We start from the raw sequence: 26157 nt of genomic DNA on the forward strand, positions 1-26157 counted from the left end.
CGCTTTCAACTCGTCACTCAGCTGCTGCCGAACATCTTGGCAGCGCGCGCGCGGATTTCGTCGGGGCTGAGGTCTTCCTTGTGGGTAGAGACGAACCAGATATTGCCGAACGGGTCTTTCAGCGTGCCGCTGCGGTCGCCGTAGAATTGGTCCGTCACCGGATGCAATTGGGTGCCGCCTGCCGCCAGGGCCTGGGCGTAGACCTTGTCGCAGTCTTCGACATACAGGTGCAGGCCGACGCCGGCACCCGCGAGTTTCTGGCTGGCGGTGAGGCCGCCTTCGCGGTCGCAGGGGTCGCCGAGCATCAGCGAGGAGTCGCCGATGCGCAGTTCGGCGTGGCCGACGCGGCCGTCTGGGCCTTCGAGGCGGAACATTTGCGTGGCACCAAAGGCCTTCTTGTAGAATTCAATGGCCTTGGCGGCATCGTTGATGGCCAGGTACGGGGTGATGCTGTGCTGGCCTTCGGGGATGGGTTTGACAGCCATGTTCGACTCTCCTTTGCAATGGGCGCCGATGGGCGCCCTGATGCTTAGAGTCGTTTGCACAGATGGAAAATCGACAATCACCCTAGATCGATTCTCTATAAGCGCGGGTGTCAGAAGATGTAGTCGGTGGTCAGGAAGCTCGATTGGCGGTTGCGGATGATTTCGCTGATCAGTTCCTTGTTGGCCTCCTGGAAGCGGGTCGCGACCAGGGTGCGGATAGAGAACACACGCAAGGCATCGTGCACCGACAGGGTACCTTCGGCGCTATTTTTGCGGCCGTTGAACGGATAGTTGTCCGGGCCGCGCTGACACTGGGCGTTGAGGTTGATGCGGCCGACCTGGTTGGCAAAGATGTCGACCAGGTGGCCGACAGTGGCCGGGTCGTTGCCGAACAGGCTCAGCTGCTGGCCGTAGTCGGAGTCGAGCACGTAGTCGATCACGGTCTGCAGGTCGCGGTAAGGCACCACCGGCACCAGCGGGCCGAACTGCTCCTCGTGGTACACGCGCATGTCGCGTGTCACCGGGTAGAGCAGGGCGGGGTAGAAGAACGAGCCGCGGCTCTGCCCGCCACCTTCATTGAGTACCCGCGCACCCTTGGCCTTGGCGTCGGCCACCAACTGGTCAAGGTAGTCGACCTTGCCCGGCTCCGGCAGCGGCGTCAGCGCAACGCCCGGCTCCCAGGGCATGCCTGGTTTGAGGGCGGCGAGCTTGCGCTTGAACTTGTCGAGGAACGTGTCGACCACGTCCTCGTGCACGAACAGGATTTTCAACGCCGTGCAGCGCTGGCCATTGAACGACAATGCGCCGGTCACGGCCTCTTCCACGGCATTGTCCAGGTCGACCTGAGGCAGGACGATGCCCGGGTTCTTCGCATCCAGGCCCAGTGCCGCACGCAGCCGGTGCGGGCGAGGGTGAAGCTTCTTGAGGTCGCTGGCCGCCTTGTGGGTGCCGATGAAAGCGAACACATCGACCTTGCCGCTGGCCATCAGCGCGCTGACCGTTTCACGGCCACGGCCGTAGATGACGTTGATCACCCCTGGCGGGAAGCTGTCGCGGAACGCTTCGAGCAGTGGGCGGATAAGCAGCACGCCGAATTTGGCCGGCTTGAACACCACGGTGTTGCCCATGATCAGAGCCGGGATCAGCGTAGTGAAGGTTTCATTGAGCGGGTAGTTGTAAGGGCCCATGCACAGTGCCACGCCCAGCGGCGCACGGCGGATCTGGCCGAGGGTGCCTTGTTCGAGTTCGAAGCGGCTGGAGCGACGGTCGAGGTCCTTGAGGGCGTTGATGGTGTCGACGATGTAGTCGCAGGTGCGGTCGAATTCCTTTTCCGAATCTTTGAGGTTCTTGCCGATTTCCCACATCAGCAGCTTGACCACGGCGGTACGCTGCTCGCGCATGCGTGCGAGGAAGGCTTCCACGTGCTGGATCCGCTCGGCCACGCGCATGTTCGGCCAGGTACCACGGCCCTTGTCATAGGCGTTTACCGCCGCGTCCAGGGCGGTGAGGGCGGTGTCGGCATCGAGCAAGGGCGCGCTGCCGAGCACCACCTGGCGCTCGCCGTCCGCTTCCTTCAGCCAGACCGGGCTGCGCACCGTGGCCAGTGGCCCGTCCCAGCGCCTGAGTTCACCGTTCACCAGGTAGTCGCGTTGTTCCAGTGGTGCGCCCAGGCGCCAGTTCTCGGGAATGTCGCCAGCGGCGGGAAACAGCGAATCGAGCAGATGTTCCATGGGTACTGCACCTCATGTGTCTTGGCGGGTGAAACGCTTCAGCTTCGAGCATGCACCCTGGGCAAGAAAAACACCAGTCTGGCTCAATTTTGCGCGCACCGCGCCGATACAGGGGCAATCGCGCATATCTGCAGGCTTATGACCCCGTCCAATTCCCCGATGACCCACGAACAGACACCGACTACCGGCACGCTGCCTCGCGCCCTTCGCCGCTTGTTGCCGGTCGGCGTTTCCCTGGCCGGTATCGGCGTTTCCCTGGCGCTTGGCCATGTGGACATCCAGCGCCAGCACAGCCAGCAGGACGTGAGCCTGTTCCACTCGCCGCTGTTCTGGTTCGCCCTGACCTGCAGTGGCCTGCTCAGCCTGTTCATCACGCAGATCAACCGCAAGCAGCGCCAGCTGCAACAGCGTAACCGCGAGCTGCAGCGCTCGCAGGCGCAGCTGGAACGCTTGGCGCATTACGACACCATCACCGGTTTGCCTAACCGGGTGCTGTTCCAGCAGCAGTTGGCCGAAGCCACTGCCGAAGGCCATGGCCTGGCCGTGCTGCTGCTGGATATCGACGGTTTCAAACAGGTCAACGACAGCCTGGGCCACGCGATGGGCGACCTGCTGCTGCAGCAGGCGACCGCGCGCTTTCTTCAGGAACTCGACACCGGCGACCGGGTATGCCGGCTAGGCGGCGATGAATTCGTGTTCATGCTCCAGGGCACCCAGGGCCAGGTCAGCCATCAGCTGCGGCAGCTGCTGCGCTGCCTGCAGCGGCCGTTCGACCTCAATGGCAATGCCGCGCTGGTAACGGGCAGCATTGGCCTGGCCTGGTGCCCGCAACATGGCGAAGACGTTGGCAGCCTGCTGCGCCATGCCGACACGGCCATGTACGCGGCCAAGGAGGGGGGGCGCAACGCCTGGCGCCCCTACCACCCGGACATGACGGCACGGCTGCACCAGCGCCTGGAGCTGGAGCGCAACTTGCGCCGGGCGCTGCAGGATAACGAGTTTGAATTGTGGTACCAGCCGAAGGTCGACCTGTTCAGCGGCCAGCTGGAAGGGGTCGAGGCCTTGTTGCGCTGGCGTGATCCGGAGCATGGGTTGATACCGCCTGGCGAATTCATCCCGCTGGCCGAGCGCACCGGCCTGATCATCCCCTTGGGCGAGCGCGTGCTCGACCTGGCCTGTGCGCAACTGGCCGCCTGGCGCGCCGCCGATTGCCTGCCGGGGCCCCTGGCGGTCAACGTGGCGGCGCTACAGATCGAGCGCAGCGACTATGTCTCGAGCCTGGCCATTGCCTTGGAACGCCATGGCCTGGCCCCCAACCTGCTGGAAGTGGAAATCACCGAGAGCCTGCTGATGGAAAGCCAGCAACAGGCGTGTGCGGCGCTGGCCCAGCTGCAAGCCATGGGCGTGGCCACGGCGGTGGACGACTTCGGCACCGGTTATTCGTCGCTGGCCTACCTGCGTGCCTTGCCCATCGACCACCTGAAGATCGACCGGGCGTTTATCAAGGACCTGCCGGATGACGATGATGCGGTGGCCATCGCCCGGGCGATCATTGACCTGGGGCATGCCCTGGGCTACCGCATCACTGCCGAAGGCATCGAGACCCAGCAGCAGTATGACTTCCTGCGCCACGCCGGGTGTGACCAGGGCCAGGGCTACCTGCTGGGGCGGCCGATGCCGGCCGCCGAGTTGCAGAAGTGGGTGGCACGCAACCCGCTCAGGGCGCGTTTGCCGCGGTAGTGACAGCCTAGCTACAGCGGGATGTTGAACAGCTCATAAGCTGGGCGACCAAGGGCCTGCTGGCGCAGCGCTTACCTGGTAATGCAACTTTCAGCGTATTGAAACAGTGAGGATATATAGCAAAAGCAGTACGTGGCTTTTGCCTGTGCCAATAAATTTGACGCCATTAATAAAGCTGCAATGCTGTCAAAATGCCGCTTGCCAAGCAGCGCACCTGCATCTTAAATTGTTACTGAATGTGAAGGCGGTGTCCGAAGTTGATTGTTTATAAATCAACACGTTATGCAGGCTTTAAAGCTCCACTCTATTGTTTTCCGATCAGCCCCGTTGACAACATCAAAGGACGTCGAAGAAGACATGAAAGAGAACTTGGCGGCTGTGGCGCGAAAAGTGATCTCGCCTTCCATGCGTTACGAGATCCGGACCGTTTCAAGCAAGTTACGCGAGCTGCTGGCGCGTACCTGCTTCTGGCGCTGGGAAATCTCGCGTTTCCGGCTGCAGCAGGCCAGCCCGTACGAAATCCTCTACATCGGCAGGAAGCAGCAGCGCGAAATGGCCAAGCTGCTGATTGGCGGCAAGGGCCAGCAGCCACCGGCCGAAGCGGCCGATGAGGCTGCCCCGAGTGAGCCCCGGCATGTGGTGGTGGTGAGCGAGATGCCGACTTCCGGTGCGCTGACGGTGCCCCACTACCTGAGCGCCGTGGTGCCCCTGGGCCGTTCGCTCGATGACATCACCGCCCGCTACGACAGTGAACTGCGTCGCAGCATTCGCAAGAACCGCCCGCTCTACCAGATGCGCCAGACGCTGGCCGATGACGAGATCGCCATGGCCGATCAACAGCTGCTGCGGCCCTATGCCAGTGCCCGGCAGGGTATTCATGCGGCGCAGTTTCCAACCGACGAAGTGTTTCGTCTGGCAAAAGGTGTAGGGCGCCTGGACCTGATCACCTGCGGCGATGAGGTCATCGGCTGCCATCTGGGCTGTGAGATCACGCGGGACGGCAAACGCTATTGGAGCACCCTGCGTTTCGGCTATTGCGAAGCGGTGTTCTCAGACCCGAAAAAGTTGCGCGAGGTCAATTCGATCACCACGTTCATGGCCCTCGAGTGGGCGTTGGCCAATGGTTACGACTACTACGATATCGGCATGTGCCTGGCACGGCCGGACGACGGCCTGTTGAAGTGGAAGCGCCGGCGTGGCGGTGATATCGACGAATTGGGCAATCATGCCTACCTGTTCGTCCGCTTGCCCCGCACGGGGACCGCGCAGTTTCTTTGGGACACTCCGTTGTTCGCCGTCGAGGGCAACAAATTGACCCTTCACCTGGGCCTGCCGGACGGGCCCAGTGATGATGAGGTCGCCAGCCGTTATCACGAGATGGTGTTTGGTGGCCTGCACAAGATCTACCTCTATGGCGCCGGGAGCAGTGGTGAGTCGTTCCTGCAAACCCTGCGCAGCCGTTACGCCACGCTACAGTCCCCGCCCATGATGGAAAGGGTTGTCGTTTCCAGCTGAACCGACTTCAAGGCATGCCGGGAGTGCGTGCCTTGCCTCAGACCAGACACCTGTCACTTCGGGAGGGGCGTTTCATGGGCAGCGGTATTTCGAACTTCAGTGGCTCTTCGGTCGCCAGCCAGAACACCTGGACCTTGGCGGCCTACCAGCACATTGTGCGCAAGCGCCTGGCACGCAAGGCTGATATCGATATCAAGCGTGTCGCCGAGAAGGTCTGGGATATCGCACCCGGTGAAACAACGGTATCGCCACCGGCATTCTACTTGCCCAACCAATTGGAGCGGGTAACGGGCTGGGAAGCCAAGCGCTTCTATCCGTATGTGCATCCTGCGCGGACCATGGAAGGCGCGATCACTATGGAGCAAGGGCCGACACGCGGCTATCTGCTGAAGGACGTCTGGCTGATCGACGGTGCGTTGTACAAGGGCAATGCCAGCCATTGGTTGTCGTTGAAGCCGAGCCGGTTCCCTGGCGTCACGGTGGATCACGAAATCGACCGCGGGGCCGTGTACTGCACACAGAATGGCAATACCTGGTTTGGTACCTGGTTGATGGAAGACTGCCCGACCTACGCCCTGGCCTGCGAAGAAGGCGTGCCGGTGACCACCGCGCCCTCGGCTCGCTACCCGCTGTTCAGCCAAGGGCCCGCGTATGAACGCTGGCTGGGCATGCAGCCACTGCGCACGCGTGGCGCGTTCTTCCATGAGCTGGTGCTGTTCGACGACCTCAGCAACAACCGCAACCGGTATTCGCGCTACCGCGCCATGGGTGACAAGTTGCTGTCGCATGTCGACCCGTCGCCGCACCCGGGGGTGTTCATACTGCGTGGCAGCGATGGCGACCTGCGCCTGATGCGCAATGAGCTGGAAGTCGCCTCGCACCTGCAGAAATACCGCGGTTTTCGCATCATCGACCCGATGAAGAGCGATGTGCCAGGTATCGTCGCCGCCTGTGCGGGGGCGAGAACGGTGATTGGCGTTGAAGGTAGCCAGCTGGTGCATGGCGTCAATGTCTTGCAGCCCGGTGGTTCGATACTGGCGCTACAGCCGCCGAACCGCTTCGTGAGCTACTACAAGTACCTGACGGATCGCGACCATCAGCACTTCGGTTTCGTGGTCGGCACACCGCAAGGAGAAGGCTTCACCATCGATATCGATGAAGTGGAGCGAACCCTGGATCTGTTCCCTTATTGATCCTCGATCTGTCGGCAGTCGACTGCCAGGCTGCGCGTAGAAACGCAGCCCTGGCAGGGTGAAATCCCAGCAAAATCATGCTGACGGCATTTTGACGAGCCCAGACATGTCCCATTGAGATTTATTATGGTGTCGGATCATTGACGTAATGTCATTGTGCCCATAAGCTCAAATCAACAGCGATCCACTCTTGCGCCAAATCAATAACAACTTACCTCTTGCAGGGGGCGAACATGCGCTCGACTCTGTTCATCAAGTCTTTCTTCCTGTTGGTATTATTGACGGGTGCAGCGCGAGCGGCCGACTCTTACTTGACCGAAAACACCATAGTTCCGCTGTCTTCGGCGGGATGGTTGTTTGCATCCGCAGTGATTGGTTTCATCGCGGTCGCCAATAGGAAGAAGATCTAAGTTTTCTCATTTTTATCACGATGCCAAAGCGTTGACGCTAATAGGTGGGTCTTTACGTGTTTTCGGAGGCGCAAGTGCTTGTCAATTTTACAGCTGTTGCTATATTCCAGTAGCCAGCGCCCTAGGTGCGCACAGCAGCAAGAGACAGGCAGGCGGCATCGCGGTAAAGGGCCTCGAGGATGGGTGAGGCCGTCGCAGCAGGCACGCTGCGAGCGGAGCGAGAGGTTCGTCGTTGTACTCATTCAGTGCTCTTAACCTGGGCCGACTGGCCGGAGGGATCCCTCATGGTACGTTTGCTGATGTCCGTTCTCTGCGCTCTGGTGGTCTGGTCTGGCACCGCTGCCGCCGATACTTCCTCTACTTACCTGTTAAGCCCCGGTGACAAAGTCATGATCTCGGTCTGGCAGGAAGACACCCTGCGTCAGGAAACCGTGGTCCTTCCCGATGGCAGTATTACCTTCCCGCTGGCGGGGCGCGTGGATGTCGCCGGCCTTGAAGCCACCGCCGTGGCGAAAAAGATCGAGACCGCACTGAAGCCATATCTGGCCCAGCCGAATGTCAGCGTGGTCGTCACCAGCACCGCTGGCAATCTGGTGTATGTTCAAGGCAAAGTGATCAAGCCCGGACCGGTGCCGATGGCAGGCCCTACGGCGGTGCTTCAGGCCCTGAGCATGTCGGGTGGAATGGACAAATTCGCCGACGAAAGTGCCATCAAGGTCATTCGCGGCCAAAAGGTCATGCCGGTGCGTTACAAGGATCTGGTTTCTGGGCGTGACATGTCCACCAACTTCCAACTTCAGGCTGGCGATACGCTGGTCGTACCCTGACTCTCCTAATAACTAAGAACGACTTGTGCCTATCAATAAAACAACGAGTGTTGTAACGGCAATCATGATGATGCCGTTCTCCGGGGTGGTTGATGCCGCCAACTGGCAGTCTTCAGTCGAGGTTCCCACGACTGTCGAGTACGACAGCAACCCATTGCTCCTGACGTCCAAGGAGAAAGGTGTGACGCGTACGATCATTGCGCCTGATTACACCCTGGTAGGTCAGTTCGATCGCGATCAGTTGCGCATGGGTGTGGGCATGCATGTGCTGCGTTCATCCGACCGCTCGGTGATGGATGACCGTGAAGACCCGAACCTGCGCCTGGGCTGGCAGCGCGAGACCGAAAGCGGCGGCTTTGGCCTGCTGGCGCAATACGACGAGAGCTCGACGCTGTCCGGTGCGGTGCAGGATACCGGTGTGATAGTAACCACCGACGGCACCCAGAAGATGTCCAGGCTCACGGGCAACTGGAGCAGCGCGGTAACCGAGCGCAGCACCCTGTCCAACGAACTTCGCTACTCCCATGCCAGCTACGACATCAGTACGCTGACCGGTTATGACGAGTACGCCAACGACTTCAACTGGACGTACGCCTGGAGCGAGCGCACTGACATCATCACTGGCTTCGAAGCCCGGCGTTACGAGCCAGACAGCAACAGCACGGCCATCGCCACCAACAGCTATGTCCCCAGCATTGGCCTGAAGTATCAGTTCTCCGACAGCCTGGTCGGCGCCATGCATGTCGGCGTCAACCAGACCAACGGTGCCGGTACTCAGCGCCGTGGTGAAGGCGGCGCATCGCTGACCTACCGTGGCTTGCGTCACGAGGCCAGCTTCAGTGCCGACCGCACCACGATGTCCAACGCCCAGGGCGGTGCTGCCGAAATGGACATGGTGCGTGGCAGCTGGAGCTACCTGCTGACAGAAACCACCCGGGTCGGCGCAGACGCCTGGTGGCAGGACAGCAAAGGGCAGAACCCCAACACTATGCAGACCTACAGCGTCTGGGCCAGCCGGGCGTTTTCGCCGGCCTGGGACCTGCGTTTTTCGTTGCTGTACAAGGAGCGCCAGCAAAGTGGCCTGCCCAATGCCGACGCTACCATTGCTGGTTTGACGCTGACGTATAGATACCCCGACATCTGAATTTCGGATTGGTGGCCACTATGAAATCTGAGTACGAGCTTTCTATCAAAGATTACGTCGCCATCATCAAGGACCGTGCCTTGCTGCTGGCGATCGTCATAGTGGTCGTGGTGGCCGCTACCATCGGGGTGGCGATCAGTGTACCGCCAATCTATCAATCGACCGGGACCATTCTGGTGGAGTCGCAGCAGATCTCCCCAGACCTGGTCTCGGCCGGCAACAACACCTTTGCCGATGAGCGTATCGAGGTCATCCGCCAGCGGGTGATGACCCGCGAGAACCTGGCGCGGATCATCGAGAAGTACAACCTGTTCGCCGACCGCGGTAGCCGCTTCAGCGAGACCGACAAGATCGAGCAGATGCGCAGTGCGATCGTGGTCGCCACGCTCAGCACGTACGTCAAGGGGCGCGGTGAGGCCACCGTGGCCTTCACCGTATCCTATGAGGACAAACGTGCGGACGTGGCCAAGGAAGTGGCTGACGAACTGGTGTCGCTGTTCCTCAACGAGAACATGAAGCAGCGTACCGAACGCGCCACCGAAACCACCGAGTTCCTCTCCCAGGAAGCTGACAAGCTTGGCGCCGAGCTGGCCGACCTGGAAAACAAGCTGGCGGACTTCAAGCAGGCGCATTCCAATGCCTTGCCTGAAAACCAGCAGTTGCGCATGAGCATGTTGTCGCGCTCGGAACTGGAGTTCCGTGAGGTGGACCGTGACTACAAGGCTGCGCAGGAAGAACTGCGCTATCTGGAACTGGAACTTGCGGCGGCCAACTCCGGCGTGCCTACCCAGGCGGCCAATGGCAGGGCCGTTGCCCCAGACCCTCAGGATCTGCCTGGGTTGAAGGCCGAATACGCCCGACTGCTGACCAAATACACCGAAGCGCATCCGGACGTGGTGGCGATCAAACGCAAGATCGATGCGCTCAAGGCATCGGGTAACCAGGGCATTGCCGCAGTGGCTGGCGGCAACCTCGACGCCGCGCGCGTACGCACCAAGATGGCTGCTGCGCAGTCGCGCATTGCCTCGCTGGCCGATCAGAAGCGCCAGCTGACCACCAAGATGGAAGGCTACGAGGCCGATATCCTCGAGGCGCCGCAAGTCGAGCGCGGCCTGGTGACGCTGCTGCGTGACCATGACAACGCACGCAAGAAATACGAAGAAATCCGCAACAAGCAGATGGGCGCGAAGATTACCGAAAGCCTCGAACAGGAAAACAAGGCCGAGCGTTTCGTGCTGCTGGAGCCACCGCTGATGCCGGAAAAACCGGTCAAACCCAACCGCAAGAAAATCGTCGCCCTTGGCCTGGTGCTGGCACCGGCGGCTGGCGGTGGCCTGGTGATGCTGCTGGAAATGCTCAATCAACGTGTGCGCGGAGTCGGTGCCCTGGAGAGCGTACTGGGCCGGCGCGTGTTGGTGGCGGTGCCGTATATCTCGACCAAGGCAGAGAAAGCCAGGCGCAAGCGGCTGATGTCGATGATGATCGGTGCCGGATTGCTGCTGGTTGCTATCCTGTTGGTGGGCGTCCATATTTTTTACATGCCTTTGGACCTCCTGCTTTTCAAAGCTATGGCTCGGTTTGAATAGGGAGCGCAGCGATGGACAGAAGTACGCCGGCTATTGGTAAGAACATTCACCAGGTATCACCGGTCACGCCCGAGACGCCGCAGGTGCCTTCGGTCATGGAGAAGCCCGGGGAGCTTGGGCAATTCGATTACGTGCAGACAAAGGTAGTGCCGCTGAATGCGGAACACCTGGAGCGTAACCGGATCGTTTCCTTCAACAAGAACTCGAACCTGAGCGGGGCGATCGACCTGCTGCGTACCCAGGTGCTGCAGGCCATGGAAGACAATGGCTGGCGCACGCTGGCGATTACCTCGCCAACCCCCGAGGCGGGCAAGACAGTGCTGGCCGTCAACCTGGCCATGAGCATCGCCCACCACACCAACAAGACGGCCCTGTTGGTGGACTTCGACCTGCGCCGCCCACGGGTTGGCAGCAGTCTCGGCTTGCCGATGGATAAGGCGCTCAACGACGTGCTCGATGGCAAGGCCTGGCTCGAAGAGGCGCTGGTCAACCCGACGCTGCCACGCTTTGTCGTGTTGCCGACGCGAGAGCCGGTACCGATGTCTACCGAAGTGCTGTCGTCAGCCAAGGTCAACAACCTGATCACCGACCTGCGCGACCGCTATGACTCGCGCATCTGCATCTTCGACTTGCCGCCCTTGCTGAGTTCGGATGACGCGATCACCGTGCTGCCGAAGTTCGACTGCGTGTTGCTGGTGGTGGCCAACGGCATGAACAGCAAGAAGGACATCGAGGATTGCCTGTATCACCTGGCTTCATCGAACCTGGTGGGGGCAGTGTTGAACAAGGCGGATGAGCAACTGCGGACGTACTACTGAGGGGTGGCCCCTTCGCGTCGAGCCGTCGCGCAAGGGGCTGGCTGTCACTTCCAGGGATACTTCAACTCCCACGCCCACGCATGGTTCACGATCTCATCCAGTAAAGTGTGCGCGGGGTGCCAGCCCAGCACCGACCTGGCCTTTGCCGCATCTGCCACCAGCCGGGGCGGGTCGCCAGCGCGGCGTGGCGCTTCGATGACATTGATCTGCCGCCCGGTCACCGCGCGCGCAGTATCGATCACTTCCTGCACCGAAAACCCCAGCCCGTTACCCAGGTTGAACGCCGTGGTCTCGCCGTTGGCCAGCAGGTAGTCCACGGCCAGCGCGTGTGCCGACGCCAGGTCGGCAACGTGGACATAGTCTCGGATGCAAGTACCATCCGGAGTGTCGTAGTCATGGCCGAACACGGTCACGGCCTCGCGACGCCGGGAGGCCGCCTGCAGGATCAATGGAATCAGGTGGGTTTCCGGCTCATGGCACTCGCCCAGCTCACCGTCCGGGTCAGCACCAGCCGCGTTGAAGTAACGCAAGCTCACTGAACGCAGGCCATAGGCCCGGTCGAAATCTTCGAGCATCTGTTCCACCATCCATTTGGTGCGCCCGTAGGGGTTGATCGGCACCTTGGGGTGTTGCTCGTCGATGGGTACATACTGAGGGTCGCCATACACGGCGGCACTTGAGGAGAAGATCAGCCGCTTGATGCCTGCCCGTACCATTGCCTCCAACAGGCTCAGGGTTGCGCAGACGTTGTTCTGGTAGTACTTGTCGGGGTCTGCCACCGACTCGCCGACCTGGATGAACGAGGCGAAATGGAACACGGCATCGAAGTGATAGTCGCTGAACAGGGCGTCCAGCGCGTGGCCGTCGGCGATGTCCAGGCAGTCCCACTCGATGCCGGGCGCCGGCGCCTGGAGGTCCGCAACCACCACCTCATGGCCGGCACGCAGCAGGTGCTTGACCATGTGTGAGCCGATATAACCTGCACCACCGACAACCAAGTACTTCATCCAATCCTCCTGGAACAGACGCAGCGTCGAATGCCTGGAATACAGGGCTTCAATGACTGTAGATGGCGATATGCCCTATTTCAAGAACAGCCAGTTGGCCATGTGCTGGCCATCGAACGTGATCAGGTAGCGCCCATCCTTGTAGCTCGCAGGCAGGGCATTTTCCTTGCCGTCGCTGTTGCGGCTGAAGAGTTTCAGGCCCGCCGGTGCCTTGATGCTCAGGCTGCCTTCGAGTGGTTCGACGTGGAAGGGCGTGACGTCCTCGGGCCTGGGGATGGCGCGGCTGCCCAGCGAAATGAGCAAGCTGCGCGACTGGGCGAGTGGCTTGCTGTCGAGGCTCTGCACCACGACACTGGCATAGCCGGTTTTCAGCTGGACCTGGATGTCGCCCACGCTCAGCGACTGGCCACCCAGCCAGCCCGTCGCGGCCTGCGTCATGGGCGTATCGATGGTGTAGAGGCCCTGTTGCCAGTTGTGGCGCAGTTCGCCGCTGTCGCTTACGGCTTCGCTGGCATTGGCATCGATCAGTGACTGCCCAGGGTCTTTCAGCACCTGTGCATCTGCGGGAATTGCACTGGCCTGTAACCATGGCAACTCTGGAGTTTGCGGCATGGCGATCTGCAGGCGACCTTTCTCCATGGCGGTGCGCAACATCACCGAGTTGGCCGGTGAGATGTCCTGATTGAACAGGGTCGCCGCGGTGGGTGCGAAAACATAGCGGGTCTTTGCCTGGTGCACGTCCTGGCGCCGATAGAGCAGGGCGGCCGCAGGTAGGGTGGCGATCAGCCCTGGGTCGTTGTAGGCGTTCCAGTTGTCGGCCCGGCGCCATGGTTCGAAGAACGCCTGCTGGCTGTAGGCGTATTGCATGATCGCGTCCCAGCCCTGGTGGCTGCCGGTGCCGGCCACGTAAAGTGGCAAGGTGTGGCGGTCAGGCAGGGGGAAGGGTTCGGCGTTCCACTCGGTGACGGTCATCGGCTTGCCCAGCACCTGGGCCGCGCCCAACCAGTTGATCATGCCGTCGCTGCTCAGCGGATTCTTCTCCAGCTGGCCGAGGCCGCCGTAGCTGTGGGCGTCGACCACATCACCAGCCGTCAATGCGGGTAGCGAGGACAGGCCATTGAGGCCCCAGGTGCTGGTGGTGGCGATCGGCACCTTGACCCCTAGCGTGCTGCGCAGGTAGCCGATCATGTCGGCATAGAAACGCTGCTCCAGGTCGTTGAGGAACAGCTTCGACGGGCCGTGTTCCCAGGCGCGCCAGGTCTTGTCCGCCGGCAGGTCGTGGCGCTGGGCGAAGGCCTTGGCCTGCTCCATGTAGAGGCGGCTGTGCTTGGGGACATTCTTGTCGGGCAGCAGTGCGTTGCCGAAGTGATGGGTGACATCGTTCTCGTTGGTGATCAGCACGGCGGCAATCACCGGGTCGTCCTTGTAGGCGAGCCCGGTGTAGCTGTTGACGTGGGTCAGGTACTGCTCGGCAAAGCGCTTCAAGGCCTGTTGCATGGTGTCGTTGACGAACAGGTAGCCCTTGAGGCCGGCGACAGCATGGTCCTTGGGCAGCTCGTCGAAGCCATAGATGTTGTCAGCCGCCGTGACTGGCCGCGACACATGCAGGTCGAGCCAAACGTAGATACCTTCGTCCTTGAGGCTCTTGATCCACAGGTCGATCTTCTTCAGCGACTCGGCGCTGAGCTGCTGGGTGTCCTTGATCTGCTGCAGGTCGCCAAAGATGTTAGGTGTCACCCACGGGGAGTCGTGGTGGTGCAGGCGAACAAGATTGAAGCCCAGGGCCGACAGGCGCTTGGCCTGTAGTTTGATTTCCTCGTCGGGAGTACGGAACAGCGCATAGGCCGACAGGTTGGTACCCCAGAAGCGTACTGGGGTGCCGTCGGCAAACACCAGCTGCTCGCCATCGGACTTGACGAAGCCGCGTTTGCCGGCCGGTTTTTCCGGCGCATTGAGGAAGGACAGGTCAACCGGTGAAGTGCGCCAGTCGAGCTGGTCATCCGGCCACGTCGTGGGGTCGGTCATGCCAAAGCGTTCAGTGGCGGTCTGGCCGATGGTGATATCCCCGGTCACGCTCAGCTGTGCCTTGATCTGCTGTTGCCCAGGCTTGATCGGGTCGGTGTAGAAGAAGGTGCGCACCTGGTCGGTGTTGCCGCGTTCGAAATAGACCTTGGCCAACGGTGGGTCGAAGCGCATTTCGACGTGGGGCCCTTGGGGGTTCTTGCCCCATGACCAGCCGCGGTTATCTGGCAACAGCACCGGGTCGCCCATTTCCCCGGCAATCAAAGTCGGATCGAAGCGCCAGACGATACCGCCCCCCATCACGTTGCTCTGCCTGCTGTGCGCCTGCAGATCGAAGTCCCAGGTGAGGGTCTGTGCCTGGGATTTCTGGATGTCGGCCTTCAGGTCGAAGTCCAGCTCTTTGTTGCTGCCGGTCAGTGTGTAACGGTAGGGCCCAACGACCTTGAGCGCAGGATAGAACCCGGTCCAGCCCCAGTCCGCGCCCCAGAAGTCGAAGCTGGGCACGAAGGCCGGCCCACCGCCGCGGGTCAGTGTGGGCAGGCCGTTCTGTTCGTCGACACGCACGACCCACTCGGATGCCCAGGCGCCCAGTGGCAATGCCAGCAGGCCGACCAGTAGCGATGTGCGAGTCCATGTACGCAGGGCAAGGCTGGGCATCGAACTACCTCGGTTGAAGGCTGATGGTGGTCACCTGGCTGGTTTCTTCAGCGGCCTGTCGGCGCATCATCTGGATGTAGGCGACGCTGAGCCCGGCAATCGACCAGTACACGATAGGGATTACCGTGATGCTGCTGACGGTGAAAATGGTGACCAGTATCCCCAGCAAGGTTGCCAGCAACACCCGCCCCAGCAGGCGATAGGGGTCAGCGTTGTCGCTGATCGCGCGCATCGCCCGGTGGATACCCAGCAGGATGCAGGCGAAAAAGCCAAGGAACAGCCCCAGCCCCACCAGGCCGATGCGCAAGGCCAGGCCGACGTAGGTGTTGACGATGTCGATGATGCCTTCGCCCTGGATCATCGATTGCATTTCCGGGGTGCTGCGGTAGTCGAAGGAGCCGAACAGCGGGTTGCGCTGGATGACGATCCACGAATTGTCGAGCAGGCGTTGGCGGTAGGTGATGTTCTCTGTGTCCACCTTGCCGATGAAGGGCAGCAGGTCGAGTATCTTGTCGCCACCGGGCATGACGCTCAGCAGCGGTATGCTCAGCACCCCGGCCAGGGCCAGCAACGCCAGGCGCGATACGGCGCGCCTGCCCAGCGCGATGAACACCACCACGATCACCCCGGCGCCGATCCACGGACCGCGCGAGAGCGGGGCAAACAGCCCGGCGGCCAGCAGCAGGGCACCCAGGTAGCGGTGCGCAGGCCGTTGCACGAAGTGCTGCACAAACAGGAACAAGCCGATGGCCACGGCCATCACGTAGCCGAGCACGATCGCCTGCCCGGTGGTGACACTGGCACGCAACGAGCCACCACGGCTCAGGTAGGCTTTCATGTCCCATTGCAGGCCCAAGGCATCGAGCAGGGCGTTGTACAGCAGCCAGTTACGTACGTACTCGGCAACCCCGAGCAGCGCCAGGAGAAAGCCCACCAGGACGAACGCGAGCATGGCGTCCTTGAAGTCACTGAGTTCGCGCAAGCCACGGCTGGCCACGTAATAGGGCAGGAACACATCGATGTACAGGCTAAGCACCTGGCGCAGTGTGTCGGTGACAGTGGTTTCGCGCAGCGCCAGTGCGCTGGTCAGCACCAGGCTGGCCAGCAGCAGCTTGTCGGGCAGCAGGCGGCCGAAGCGAATGCTGTCGCTGTGCTTGCGCAGCACCAGCGCCGCCGGCAGCAGTACGCACAGGGTCAGGACCCGTTGGTGGTTGATGTCGAACAGGTAGTTGATCACGCCAAAACCGGGTATTTCGGTCATCGCAGGCGGGATCAGGAACAGCAACAGGAAAAACAGCGCCAGCGGGTTGTGCTCGCGGCGCTGGGCAACCAGCAAGATCACCGTGGCGGCGCCGGCATACAGCCAGAAGCTGTGGGCGAAAAAAGCCGCCAGGGTCAGCACAAACCACAGGTTGCGGCGTCGCTTGAAGTCCGCCAGGGGGATCAGGTCCGTTGCCGGACGCCGGGCCATGAAGAAAACCACACTGGCCACAAGCATAATGACGACCAGGGCTCTTAAATGTTCAGGCATGGGTTGTAGGCACCTATCCCTCGGTGGACTGGATGGAGGCTAGCATCGTGGCTAAATGAAACTATAGTGAGTTATAGCCATTCGGTCAGAGATTGAAGTCATGCAGTCGATTGAAGTTGTGGCGATGCGAAAAATCCAGCACAGGCGCGTGTCGCAGGTTATGCCTATGATTGCGATAGCGGCACTCAGTGCCTCGCTGTCGACGCGCTTTTTCGATTGACCCTGATGGTCGCCCGACAAGGCCCGCGGTAGTGAGCGGGGCATAAGAAAATCAACGGTATGGGGCTGTGATCATGGGGAAGCTGCAGTTTTGTACTCCGTTGCTGGGGCGGAGAGGCTTTCTACGTAATTGTGTCTTGTTGAGTGCCGGGGCAGCGGTGTTCGGTGTCTGCGTCAATGCCAACGCCAATGCGGCGCGCAAACCAGAGCCGAAGGGCGGCTTCGTCATCATCAATGGCTGGGTGTTGCCGGTGGGGTACTTCCAGGACGGACGCTCATGATCAAGGACTACGACACCGACAAGACCCTGCGTAACGCTTACGACTTCTGCATCATCGGTGCAGGCCCTGCGGGGATCACGCTGGCCTTGCGCCTGGCGGCTGCGGGATGGAGCGTGGCGTTGCTCGAAGGTGGCGCGCGCGAGTACACGCCGCGCTCGCAGGCCCTGTACAAATGCACCTCCACCGGCCTCGAGCTGTATCCCGGGGAAGCACGCCTGCGTTACCTGGGCGGCACCTCCAATCACTGGATGGGGCGTTGCCGGCCGTTCACCGAATCTGATTTTGCCGTGCCACCGCCCGTCGACATGCCCGGTTGGCCGATCCCCTACGCTGAAATCCAGCGCTATCTGCCGGGCGCCATGGAGATCGTCGATCTACCCGAGGGCGCGGAGTTTCGCGCAGTGAACCCGGGCCTGAAAGGTGGCGATTTCGATGCCGACCGTTTCCTGCTCAGCCCGCCAACACGTTTTGCGCAGAAATACGCCGCGGCGCTTGACGACACGCCGGGGCTGGATGTGTTCATCAACTGCAACTGCGTCGACCTCCTGTTCGATCAGGCCAACGGCCACTTGAAAGCTATTGAGGTGTCCGATTACGACGGCAAGCGTCAGCCGGTCACCGCGCGCAACTACGTCCTGGCCATGGGCGCCATTGAAAACGCCAGGCAGCTGCTCAACAGCCAGTCGTTGGCGGCCGCGGGCATCGTGCGCAAGGACGGCCTGGTCGGCCGGTGCTTCATGGAGCACCTGAATATCGATATGGGCAAGTTCATCCTGCGCAGCGGGGAGGATACCGAGCCGCGTCAATACTTCACCACCGATGCCTTCGTCGCCGAATACCGCGCCGGCAAGGGCAATGTACTGGCGTCGGTACTCGAAGATGTGAGGACCTATGGCCGTACGGCGGAAGTGAAGCACTTTCTGGAAAACCTGGCCTGCGAAATGGGCGTTGCCAGCAAGATCGAGTTCGTGGCCAAGTTCAGCTGCCCGGGCGATGGCGTGATCACCACGCTGATCGAGCAGTTCCCCAACGTTCAGAGCCGTATCTCGCTGCTGGATGAAAAGGACGAACTGGGTGTGGCCAAGGTCAATGTCAACTGGGTATTGAGCGCCGATGACCGGCACACCATCAAGTGCATCGGCAACGAACTGGCCAAGCAGTTCGCCGAAATGGGCCTGGGTTTCATCAAACTCAGCGATTACGTCTACGACACCAGCCTGCCGCTGGTGTTGTCGCCGCATGCGCATCACATGGGCACCACGCGGATGGCGGCCGCCGCGAAGGACGGGGTGGTAGATACCAACTGCAAGGTGTTCGGCACCGAAAACCTCTATGTCGCCGGCAGCAGTGTCTTTGCTACCGGCGGGGCCTCGAACCCGACCATGCCACTGCTGCAGTTCGCCTTGAGGCTGGCCGACCACCTCAACGAGAAGATGAGCACCATAAAGGGAGCGGCGGCCTGAACCGGCAGAACTGAAGTAGTGGTGTGAAAGGGTTGAGTGCAACAGGGTCAGCACCTACAAGAACGAGACCTTGCGTGCCTCAGGGACAGTCCAGGATCGCTTGATTTGCGAGGCTTGCCATATGTTTGGATGGATACGCAATGCAGTGGCGAATTATGCCAACTCGACCGGGAAAGGCGTCACGGCCTACCTGAAACTTTGCAAACCGACACCGAGGCAGTGGGGCGAATTCCAGTACCGATGGGGCAAGTTCTATTCCGTGGGCAAGAATTTTCACATGAATGTCGGCTGCAACGTCACCGACCCGGCGCTGGTGCGCATCGGCAACAATGTCGGCTTGTCCGATTGCACGCTGCTTGGCCACGACGGCGTAGTCGCGCTGATCGAACTCTGCTATGGCAAGAAGTTGGACTCGGTCGGTGTCATCGATGTCAGGGACAACAGTTTCGTCGGCCATGGCGCGATCGTCATGCCGCGGGTGACCATCGGGCCTGATTCGGTGGTGGCTGCCGGTGCCGTGGTGACCAAGGACGTGGCCCCAGGGACGGTGGTCGGCGGTAACCCGGCCAAGTTCATCTGCACCACTGAAGACCTGATCAAGCGGGTCGAAGAGCGTTGCAATGCCTACCCCTGGATAGACCTGATCAAGCAACGCAAAGGTTCCTTTGACCCGGCACTGGAGTCAACCTTGGCGATGCACCGGCGTCGCTTCTTCTTCGGGGACGGCAGCAATGGATAAGAAGCCTGTCGATGTGATGGTGGTCAACTTCAACACCGCGGCGTTGCTGCAGCCGATGTTCGATGCACTGCGCGCCGCAGGTGGTGAGGCGTTGGCCAGCTACCTGGTGGTGGACAATGCCTCGGTTGACGACTCCGTGGAGCGCCTGGCCAAGGTCTGCCCTGAAGCGCTGCTGCTGAGCAACAAGCTCAACGTCGGTTTTGGCCGCGCCAACAATCAGCTGCTGGCGCACCTGCAAGGCAAGTACGCGCTGCTGCTCAACACCGACGCCTTCGTGGCTGCCGACAGCCTGCAGAAAACCATCGACTACATGGAAGCTCACCCGGAGTGCGGCATTCTCGGTGTGCGCCTGGTGGGCCGAGATGGCGACCTGCAGCCGAGTTGCCGCTATTTCCCGACCCCTTTGAACGTATTCGTCGGGCGCACCGGGCTTGGGCGTTTCTTCCCGGGGCTGAAGATGGTCGATGAAATGGACTGGGACCACGCCTCGGTGCGTGAGTGCGACTGGCTGCCCGGTTGCTTCTACCTGGTGCGCCGTGAAGTGCTCGACCAGGTGGGCCTGTTCGACCCGCGCTACTTCCTTTATTACGAGGAGGTGGACCACTGCAAGCGGGTAAAGGCCGCCGGCTGGAAAGTGGTGTACTTCCCCGACACCACCGTGGTGCACATCGGTGGCGAAAGCTCCAAATCGGTGGCCGAACTGGAAGCGGCGAGCCGGCAGATATCCGGTTATCAGATCGAGAGCGAACTGTTGTATTTCCGCAAGCATCACGGCGCGGCGGGGCTGGCCCTGCACATGCTGCTGGTGAGCCTGGGCGACTTGGTGCTGGCGCTCAAGGCATTGCTCAAGGGCCGCGGCCTGGCTGCGATCAAGGCGTGCTGGCGGCACGCCCGCGCCACCTGGTCACTGTTGTTCAAGACCCAGTTTGCCAGCCAACCCACACGGTAGGTGAAAACATGTTCGATAACATCCGTGCAGACTTGCGCGCGCATGGGGGTGATTGGGGCGCCCAGGGGTTCTGGGTGCTGCTGGTCTACCGCTTTGGCCGCTGGCGTTATGGCGTACGCCCGGCCTTGCTGCGCAAAGTGTGCTCCTTCGTCTACAAGGTGCTGTTCAAGTTCGTGCAGATCATCACCGGGGTCGAACTGCCCTGCGAGGTGGTGATCGGCCGCAACTTCGTCATCGACCACTTCGGCGGCATCGTCATCAGCGGCTATGCGCGTTTTGGCGATGACTGCCGGATCCGTAACGGCGTGGTGGTGGGCCTGAAGAATGTCGACGAACCCATCGCCCCGGTGTTCGGCAACAACGTGGATATCGGCGCCGGCGCCAAGGTACTGGGCAATATACGCATCGGTAACAACGTGACGATAGGCTCTAACGCGGTAGTGCTGATCGATGTGCCGGACAACTGCCTGGCAGTGGGAGTGCCCGCGACCATCAAGGCGCGCAAGCACAGCGATGCGATGCAGTACACGTGACCTAGCCCAAAGCGGACGAGTGAGCTCATGGCGACAGGCATTGGAGTGGTGGTGATCGGCCGCAATGAGGGCCAGCGCCTGGAGCGCTGCCTATTGTCGCTGATGGGGCGTGCGGACCAACTGGTGTACGTGGACTCCGGCTCCTCCGACGGCTCGGTACAGCTGGCGCATCGGCTGGGCGTCGAAGTGGTGGCGCTGGACATGACCCAGCCCTTTACCGCTGCACGAGCGCGCAACGAAGGCTTTGCCTGCCTGCAAGGCATCGTGCCCTGTATCCGTCATGTGCAGTTTGTCGATGGCGATTGTGAAGTGGATGCCAACTGGCTGGGCAAGGCCCAGGCGTTTCTCGACCAGCACCCGGACGTGGCAGTGGTGTGCGGGCGTCGCCGTGAACGCTTCCCGCAACGCTCGGTGTACAACCTGCTGTGCGACCTGGAATGGGACACGCCAGTGGGGGAGGCCAAAGCCTGCGGGGGCGATGCGCTGATGCGTGTCGACGCCTTCATGGCGGTGTCCGGTTTTCGCCCGGAACTAATTGCCGGCGAAGAGCCGGAGCTGTGCGTGCGCTTGCGTGCAGGAGGCTGGAAGATCTGGCGCCTGCCCGATGAAATGACCCTCCACGATGCCGCCATGACCCGTTTCGGGCAATGGTGGCGGCGCAGTCTACGTGCCGGCTATGCCTACGCCGAAGGTGCTTACCTGCATGGCCAGACGCCGGAGCGCCATTGGTTGCGTGAGTCACGGCGCGCCTGGTTATGGGGCCTGAACCTGCCGCTGGCGATACTCGCCATGAGCCTGTTGACGGGCGGTTGGGGGCTGTTGTTGTTGCTGATCTATCCGCTGCAGATCGTGCGCCTGGCCCGCCGGGGGGAGCGTTCGGCGCGGGAAAACTGGTGGCAGGCGGTGTTTCTGGTGCTGGGCAAGTTCCCGGAAATGCTCGGCCAGGCGAAGTTCCTGCTGAACAGGTATGCGGCCGGCAAGGCGCTGCTGATCGAGTACAAATGACATGACGATGACGTTCAGATCGCTGGCCAAGAGTGTGCTCACCTTACAGCCCGGTTATTCGCTGCGCGCGCTCAACAACAAGTACAAGTTGACGGTATCCATGGCCCGGGAGTGGTCCGGCTTGCAGGCCTTTGCCCAGCGCATGTCACGGGCACTGGGCCAGGACCGCTTCGAGCGGCTGGGCGTCGATTGCATTGGCGTCGTTCAGTGGCCTTACATCAGCAAATGCTGGAGCGCCCCGCAGCGTCTGGAAGCGGTGGCGTCGCACTATGAAGTGGTCGCTGCACACTGTGCCCCGTTGCTGCTGTTGCGGCGTGACGAGCACCGGCAGCTGTGCGACCTGTCGGCGTACTCCAGCGGCTGCAGCCTGGTGCTCGACCGGCCGATCTGGTTCAAGCGCGAAGGTGAGCTGGTGATCAACCTGTTCCAGCGCGAACTGCGCGTGGCCTCGCTCGCCTTTACCCTATGCCGTGAAGCGCAGGGCTTGTGCCTGTATATCGGCGCAGTGCAGGGCATCCACAAGGGCGTGGACAGCGAGACCTCGCTGACGATCTACCGCGACCTGACCAAGGACTTCGAAGGCTTGCGCCCCAGAAGCCTGTTGATCGAAGCGATCAAGTGCGTAGCAAGAACGCTGGGGGCCGTGTGTATCTATGCGGTGGGGGACGATTACCGCCACCATCGCCATCCCTATTTTGGCACCGACAAGCATCAGGATCTGGCGGCCAACTACGATGTGATCTGGCAGGAAAACGGCGCCGGTCCTTCGGACCGCGAGGACTTTTTCACCATCCCCTTGGCACCTGCGCAGCGCGCGGTAGAGGAAGTCGCAGCGAAGAAACGGGCCATGTACCGCAGGCGCCATGCGTTGCTGGATGACGCGTTCGGCCAGATACAGGCGGCCTTGGCCGGCAGCCCTGTGCAGCATGGCACGGCAAGCCTGGCCATTCAGTAAACGGACACAGATTCGGGGCACTATGCGCATCGCTTATTTCATCAATCAGTATCCCAAGGTCAGTCACAGTTTCATCCGCCGTGAAATACTGGCACTGGAGCGCCAGGGCATCGAAGTGCAACGTATTGCCTTGCGAGGCTGGGATGCCGAGCTGCACGATGACCAGGACCTGGCAGAACGCGGCAAGACGCGCTATGTGCTGCAGCAGGGGGTGAGGGGCTTGCTGAAACCGTTGGCAGAAATCGTGCGGGCACAACCCAAACGGTTTCTTGGTGCCCTGCGCCTGGCGCTTCGCCTGGGCTGGCGCGCTGATCGCCCATGGCCCTACCACCTGATCTACCTGGCCGAAGCGTGCCGGGTGGTGCAATGGCTGCAGGCCTCCGCTGCGGAGCATGTGCACGCGCACTTCGGCACCAACTCGACCGAGGTGGTGATGCTGGCCAATGCCCTTGGCGGGCCGGCCTACAGCTTCACCGTGCATGGGCCGGAAGAATTCGACAAGGCGCAGATCCTGCACCTGGGTGAGAAGGTGCGGCGGGCCGCTTTCGTGGCTGCCGTCAGCTCTTTCGGTCGTAGCCAGTTGTACCGCTGGGTGGCCCATGAGCATTGGGGCAAGGTCAAGGTCGTGCATTGTGGCCTGGAGCGCAGTTTCCACGAGGGCACCGCGCTTGCACCGCCCGCTGCGCCTCGGCTGGTTTGCGTGGGACGTCTGTGCGAGCAGAAAGGCCAGCTGCTGCTGATCGAGGCGGCGCGTAGCCTGGCGAGCCGGGGCGTGGCCTTCGAACTGGTCTTGGCCGGCGATGGCGAATTGCGTGGCCCGATTGAGGCGCTTATCGCCCGCCATGGCTTGCAGGCGCAAGTGCGCATCACCGGCTGGATCAGCAGTGCACAGGTGCGGGACGAACTCCTCGCCGCGCGTGCCCTGGTGCTGCCCAGTTTTGCCGAGGGCTTGCCGGTGGTGATCATGGAGGCCATGGCGTTGCGCCGGCCAGTGCTTACCACCTACGTGGCCGGTATTCCCGAACTGGTCCACCCGGGTGATAACGGCTGGTTGTTCCCGGCAGGTTCCGCCGAGGCGTTGACCGAGGCCATGCTCGACTGCCTGCAGCAACCGGTGGAGGTTCTGCAGCGCATGGGCGAGGCTGCCTACCAGCGCGTGCTCAAGCGCCACGACATCGATACTGAAGCCGCCAGGCTGGTCGGCCATTTCAAGGTGCCGACATGCTGACCCTGTTGAGCGGGTTGTTGGGCCTGGCGGCGCTGCTGGTCTTGTTGCCGACGCTGGTGCTGTTTACCCAGGTGGTGCTGGCCTGCCTGCCTGCGCCTGTGCGAGGCGCCCGGCAAGGTCCTCGTGCACGGGTTGCCGTGCTGGTGCCCGCGCACAACGAGGCATCGCTGATCGCGTCCACGCTTGCCAGTATCAGGCCGCAATTGCGTGAAGGCGACCAGCTGCTGGTGGTCGCGGACAACTGCACGGACCAGACCGCAAGCCTGGCCCGCGAAGCGGGCGCGCACGTGGTCGAGCGCCAGGATCAACAGCTTCGAGGCAAGGGCTATGCATTGGACTTCGGGGTGCAGCATCTGCGTCAGTCGCCCCCTGAGGTACTGATCATCATCGACGCAGACTGCCAGGTAGGCGCGGGTGCGCTCGAGCACTTGGCGCACTGTTGTGGCGACAACGCCCGGCCCGCGCAAGCGCTGTATCTGATGCATGCGCCTGCCGGCGCCGGGTTGAAGGTGCAGGTCGCCGCCTTTGCCTGGCGAGTGAAGAACCTGGTCCGCCCGCGTGGTTGGGCCCGGGCGGGCTTGCCCTGTCAGTTGATGGGGGCGGGCATGGCCTTTGCCTGGCAAGACGTGTCGGCCGTCAACCTGGCAACCGGGCACCTGGTCGAAGACCTGAAGCTGGGCCTGGAGTGTGCTGCGCTTGGCAAGCCGCCGCTGTTTTGCCCGGAGGCTGTCGTCAACAGCCACTTCCCCACCAGCCAGGAAGGCCTGAGCATCCAGCGCAAGCGTTGGGAGCATGGTCACCTGGGGGTGGTGCTGGCCGAGGGGCCAAGGCTTCTGGGCCGCGCGCTGTTGCAACGCAACTGGCCGCTGTTGGGCATGGCCGCCGACCTGCTGGTGCCGCCGCTGGCCTTGTTGTCAATGCTGCTGATGGCGCTTTTTGCACTCACCTGGCTGGCGTTCGGGGTATTCGATGTGCTGTTGCCAGCGCTGCTTGCCACGCTGGCGTTGGGCCTGCTCGGCGCTGCTGTCATGCTGGCGTGGGTGCGCTTTGCACGGGAGCTGATCCCGTTTGCGGTACTGATGTACACGCCGTTCTATGCGGCCAAAAAGATCCCCCTGTACCTGGGGTTTCTACTCAAGCGCCAGGTGGACTGGGTGCGTTCGAAGCGGGATGACAGCTGATGGAAGCATGGGCCTGGCTGCAACGCTGGAAGTCGGTCATGGGCAAGCTGCGTCTGGTTCAGGATGCAACCGACGAACAACGCCTGCTGGCGTCGCTGAGTTCACCACAGCGGGCAACCGTGCTGGGCTTCGTCAACGCCCATGCCATGAACCTGGTCGCGGGCAAGGCCGATTACTGTCAGGCACTGGCGGCAGCGGACGTGCTGCTGCGTGACGGTGCCGGCATGGCGATATTGCTGCGGCGCCTGGGGCTGGCCCCCGGGCTCAACATGAACGGCACGGACTTCATCCCCAAGCTGCTTGCGGCCTTCAACGGCAGGCGCGTGGCATTCTGGGGGACGTGCGAGCCGTTCCTGTCCGCGGCCGCTCAGCGCTGCGAAGCGCAGTATGGCGTGCACGTGGTGTCACGGCACGATGGCTTTGCCGAGGTGGACACCTACTTCGGCCTCGCCCAGGCTCACCAGCCAGCGCTGATCGTGCTGGGCATGGGAATGCCCAAACAGGAGCAGGTGGCCGCTCGGCTGGCGGCGCTCGACGGCCCCTGCCTGATCGTGTGCGGCGGCGCCATTGTCGACTTTCTGGGTGGCAAGGTAACGCGAGCCCCCCACTGGGTACGGCGGTTGAACGGTGAGTGGGTTTTCAGGTTGCTCAAAGAGCCGAAGCGCCTGTTTACGCGCTATGTGATTGGTAATCCGTTGTTCCTGTTGCGTGCGCTGCTCTATGCCAGGGCGCCTGCGCATCGGGCCTAGCGATGAAGCTGAATGCTGCCTGTCGGGGTGGTCGAACGGCTCCGCAGCAAACGTCGGGTGCTGCTACAGTGATATCAATCGACACGGGGCGCCGTGCTGCAGAATTTCAAAGGTTTTTCAGGTAGCTGAGGTGAGTTTCCATCGCTTCGTTGTGATGGTCAGGCATTTGCCACACACAGATCAGTGAGGC

Annotated in this window: 23 protein-coding genes; 18 read left to right on the forward strand and 5 right to left on the reverse strand. The window is 61.7% G+C overall.

The window, feature by feature from the left end:
- Positions 1-17: 17 nt before the first annotated feature.
- The gene (locus tag ACOKS3_RS13430) at positions 18-485 is read right to left on the reverse strand and encodes a VOC family protein (RefSeq protein WP_103447164.1); all 468 of its coding nucleotides are present in this window, start codon (positions 483-485) and stop codon (positions 18-20) included.
- A 110-nt stretch (positions 486-595) separates the two neighbouring features.
- On the reverse strand, positions 596-2215 hold the full coding sequence (locus tag ACOKS3_RS13435) for an NADP-dependent glyceraldehyde-3-phosphate dehydrogenase (protein WP_422763189.1): 1620 nt from the start codon (positions 2213-2215) through the stop codon (positions 596-598).
- 138 nt (positions 2216-2353) lie between these two features.
- On the opposite strand from ACOKS3_RS13435, the gene ACOKS3_RS13440 reads away from it, so the two are divergent.
- The 8 genes from ACOKS3_RS13440 (at position 2354) to ACOKS3_RS13475 (ending at position 11448) form a co-directional block, all read left to right on the forward strand.
- Positions 2354-3955 carry a putative bifunctional diguanylate cyclase/phosphodiesterase gene (locus ACOKS3_RS13440; RefSeq protein ID WP_103447166.1) on the forward strand — a complete coding sequence of 534 codons (1602 nt, stop codon included), beginning with the start codon at positions 2354-2356 and terminating at the stop codon, positions 3953-3955.
- Between the two features lie 357 nt (positions 3956-4312).
- Positions 4313-5470 carry a GNAT family N-acetyltransferase gene (locus ACOKS3_RS13445; RefSeq protein ID WP_103447167.1) on the forward strand — a complete coding sequence of 386 codons (1158 nt, stop codon included), beginning with the start codon at positions 4313-4315 and terminating at the stop codon, positions 5468-5470.
- Positions 5471-5544: 74 nt separating this feature from the next.
- Positions 5545-6663 (forward strand): glycosyltransferase family 61 protein, encoded by a 1119-nt coding sequence (locus ACOKS3_RS13450; RefSeq protein ID WP_103447168.1) that lies wholly within the window; start codon positions 5545-5547, stop codon positions 6661-6663.
- Between the two features lie 233 nt (positions 6664-6896).
- The gene (gene eppA, locus ACOKS3_RS13455) at positions 6897-7073 is read left to right on the forward strand and encodes an EPS-associated small membrane protein EppA (RefSeq protein ID WP_181004478.1); all 177 of its coding nucleotides are present in this window, start codon (positions 6897-6899) and stop codon (positions 7071-7073) included.
- Positions 7074-7357: 284 nt separating this feature from the next.
- Entirely contained in the window at positions 7358-7900 is a 543-nt protein-coding gene (locus tag ACOKS3_RS13460) for a polysaccharide biosynthesis/export family protein (protein ID WP_103447169.1), read from the forward strand.
- Positions 7901-7925: 25 nt separating this feature from the next.
- Entirely contained in the window at positions 7926-9044 is a 1119-nt protein-coding gene (locus ACOKS3_RS13465) for a hypothetical protein (RefSeq protein ID WP_181004479.1), read from the forward strand.
- A gap of 20 nt (positions 9045-9064) precedes the next feature.
- Positions 9065-10630, forward strand: coding sequence for a GumC family protein (locus ACOKS3_RS13470; RefSeq protein ID WP_103447170.1), 1566 nt, complete (start codon positions 9065-9067; stop codon positions 10628-10630).
- 11 nt (positions 10631-10641) lie between these two features.
- A complete protein-coding gene (locus ACOKS3_RS13475; protein WP_103447171.1) occupies positions 10642-11448 on the forward strand; it encodes a CpsD/CapB family tyrosine-protein kinase in 807 nt (268 codons plus the stop codon).
- 44 nt (positions 11449-11492) lie between these two features.
- Here ACOKS3_RS13475 and galE read toward each other — a convergent pair whose 3' ends face one another.
- The 3 genes from galE to ACOKS3_RS13490 all read right to left on the reverse strand — a co-directional run bounded on the left by galE (position 11493) and on the right by ACOKS3_RS13490 (position 16665).
- Positions 11493-12455 (reverse strand): UDP-glucose 4-epimerase GalE, encoded by a 963-nt coding sequence (gene galE / locus ACOKS3_RS13480; RefSeq protein ID WP_422763190.1) that lies wholly within the window; start codon positions 12453-12455, stop codon positions 11493-11495.
- 75 nt (positions 12456-12530) lie between these two features.
- Positions 12531-15134: a cellulase family glycosylhydrolase gene (locus ACOKS3_RS13485; RefSeq protein ID WP_103447173.1), complete on the reverse strand. Its 2604-nt coding sequence runs from the start codon at positions 15132-15134 to the stop codon at positions 12531-12533.
- Positions 15135-15138: 4 nt separating this feature from the next.
- Positions 15139-16665 (reverse strand): O-antigen ligase family protein, encoded by a 1527-nt coding sequence (locus ACOKS3_RS13490; RefSeq protein WP_103447174.1) that lies wholly within the window; start codon positions 16663-16665, stop codon positions 15139-15141.
- Between the two features lie 359 nt (positions 16666-17024).
- Between ACOKS3_RS13490 and ACOKS3_RS13495 the strand changes: the two genes are divergently transcribed.
- The 10 genes from ACOKS3_RS13495 to ACOKS3_RS13540 all read left to right on the forward strand — a co-directional run bounded on the left by ACOKS3_RS13495 (position 17025) and on the right by ACOKS3_RS13540 (position 25967).
- Positions 17025-17165 carry a hypothetical protein gene (locus ACOKS3_RS13495; protein ID WP_258035854.1) on the forward strand — a complete coding sequence of 47 codons (141 nt, stop codon included), beginning with the start codon at positions 17025-17027 and terminating at the stop codon, positions 17163-17165.
- Entirely contained in the window at positions 17162-18628 is a 1467-nt protein-coding gene (locus ACOKS3_RS13500; RefSeq protein WP_103447176.1) for an FAD-dependent oxidoreductase, read from the forward strand. The genes ACOKS3_RS13495 and ACOKS3_RS13500 overlap by 4 nt, the downstream gene beginning before the upstream one ends.
- A 121-nt stretch (positions 18629-18749) precedes the next feature.
- The gene (locus ACOKS3_RS13505) at positions 18750-19367 is read left to right on the forward strand and encodes an acyltransferase (protein WP_103447177.1); all 618 of its coding nucleotides are present in this window, start codon (positions 18750-18752) and stop codon (positions 19365-19367) included.
- A complete protein-coding gene (locus ACOKS3_RS13510) occupies positions 19360-20316 on the forward strand; it encodes a glycosyltransferase family 2 protein (RefSeq protein WP_103447178.1) in 957 nt (318 codons plus the stop codon). The genes ACOKS3_RS13505 and ACOKS3_RS13510 overlap by 8 nt, the downstream gene beginning before the upstream one ends.
- Positions 20317-20324: 8 nt before the next feature.
- Positions 20325-20849, forward strand: a complete 525-nt coding sequence (locus ACOKS3_RS13515) for a serine O-acetyltransferase (RefSeq protein WP_103447179.1) — start codon at positions 20325-20327, stop codon at positions 20847-20849.
- 27 nt (positions 20850-20876) lie between these two features.
- Entirely contained in the window at positions 20877-21854 is a 978-nt protein-coding gene (locus tag ACOKS3_RS13520; protein ID WP_103447180.1) for a glycosyltransferase family 2 protein, read from the forward strand.
- Positions 21855-21861: 7 nt separating this feature from the next.
- Positions 21862-22809, forward strand: a complete 948-nt coding sequence (locus ACOKS3_RS13525; protein ID WP_103447181.1) for a DUF535 family protein — start codon at positions 21862-21864, stop codon at positions 22807-22809.
- 22 nt (positions 22810-22831) lie between these two features.
- Positions 22832-24037, forward strand: coding sequence for a glycosyltransferase (locus tag ACOKS3_RS13530; RefSeq protein ID WP_103447182.1), 1206 nt, complete (start codon positions 22832-22834; stop codon positions 24035-24037).
- The gene (locus ACOKS3_RS13535; RefSeq protein WP_103447183.1) at positions 24031-25218 is read left to right on the forward strand and encodes a glycosyltransferase family 2 protein; all 1188 of its coding nucleotides are present in this window, start codon (positions 24031-24033) and stop codon (positions 25216-25218) included. Before ACOKS3_RS13530 ends, ACOKS3_RS13535 begins: the two co-directional genes overlap by 7 nt.
- Positions 25218-25967, forward strand: coding sequence for a WecB/TagA/CpsF family glycosyltransferase (locus tag ACOKS3_RS13540; RefSeq protein WP_422763191.1), 750 nt, complete (start codon positions 25218-25220; stop codon positions 25965-25967). The genes ACOKS3_RS13535 and ACOKS3_RS13540 overlap by 1 nt, the downstream gene beginning before the upstream one ends.
- Positions 25968-26157 lie beyond the last annotated feature (190 nt).

The sequence above is a fragment of the Pseudomonas sp. HS6-2 genome, from assembly GCF_049325675.2.
GTDB classification, from domain to species: Bacteria; Pseudomonadota; Gammaproteobacteria; order Pseudomonadales; family Pseudomonadaceae; genus Aquipseudomonas; species Aquipseudomonas putida_N.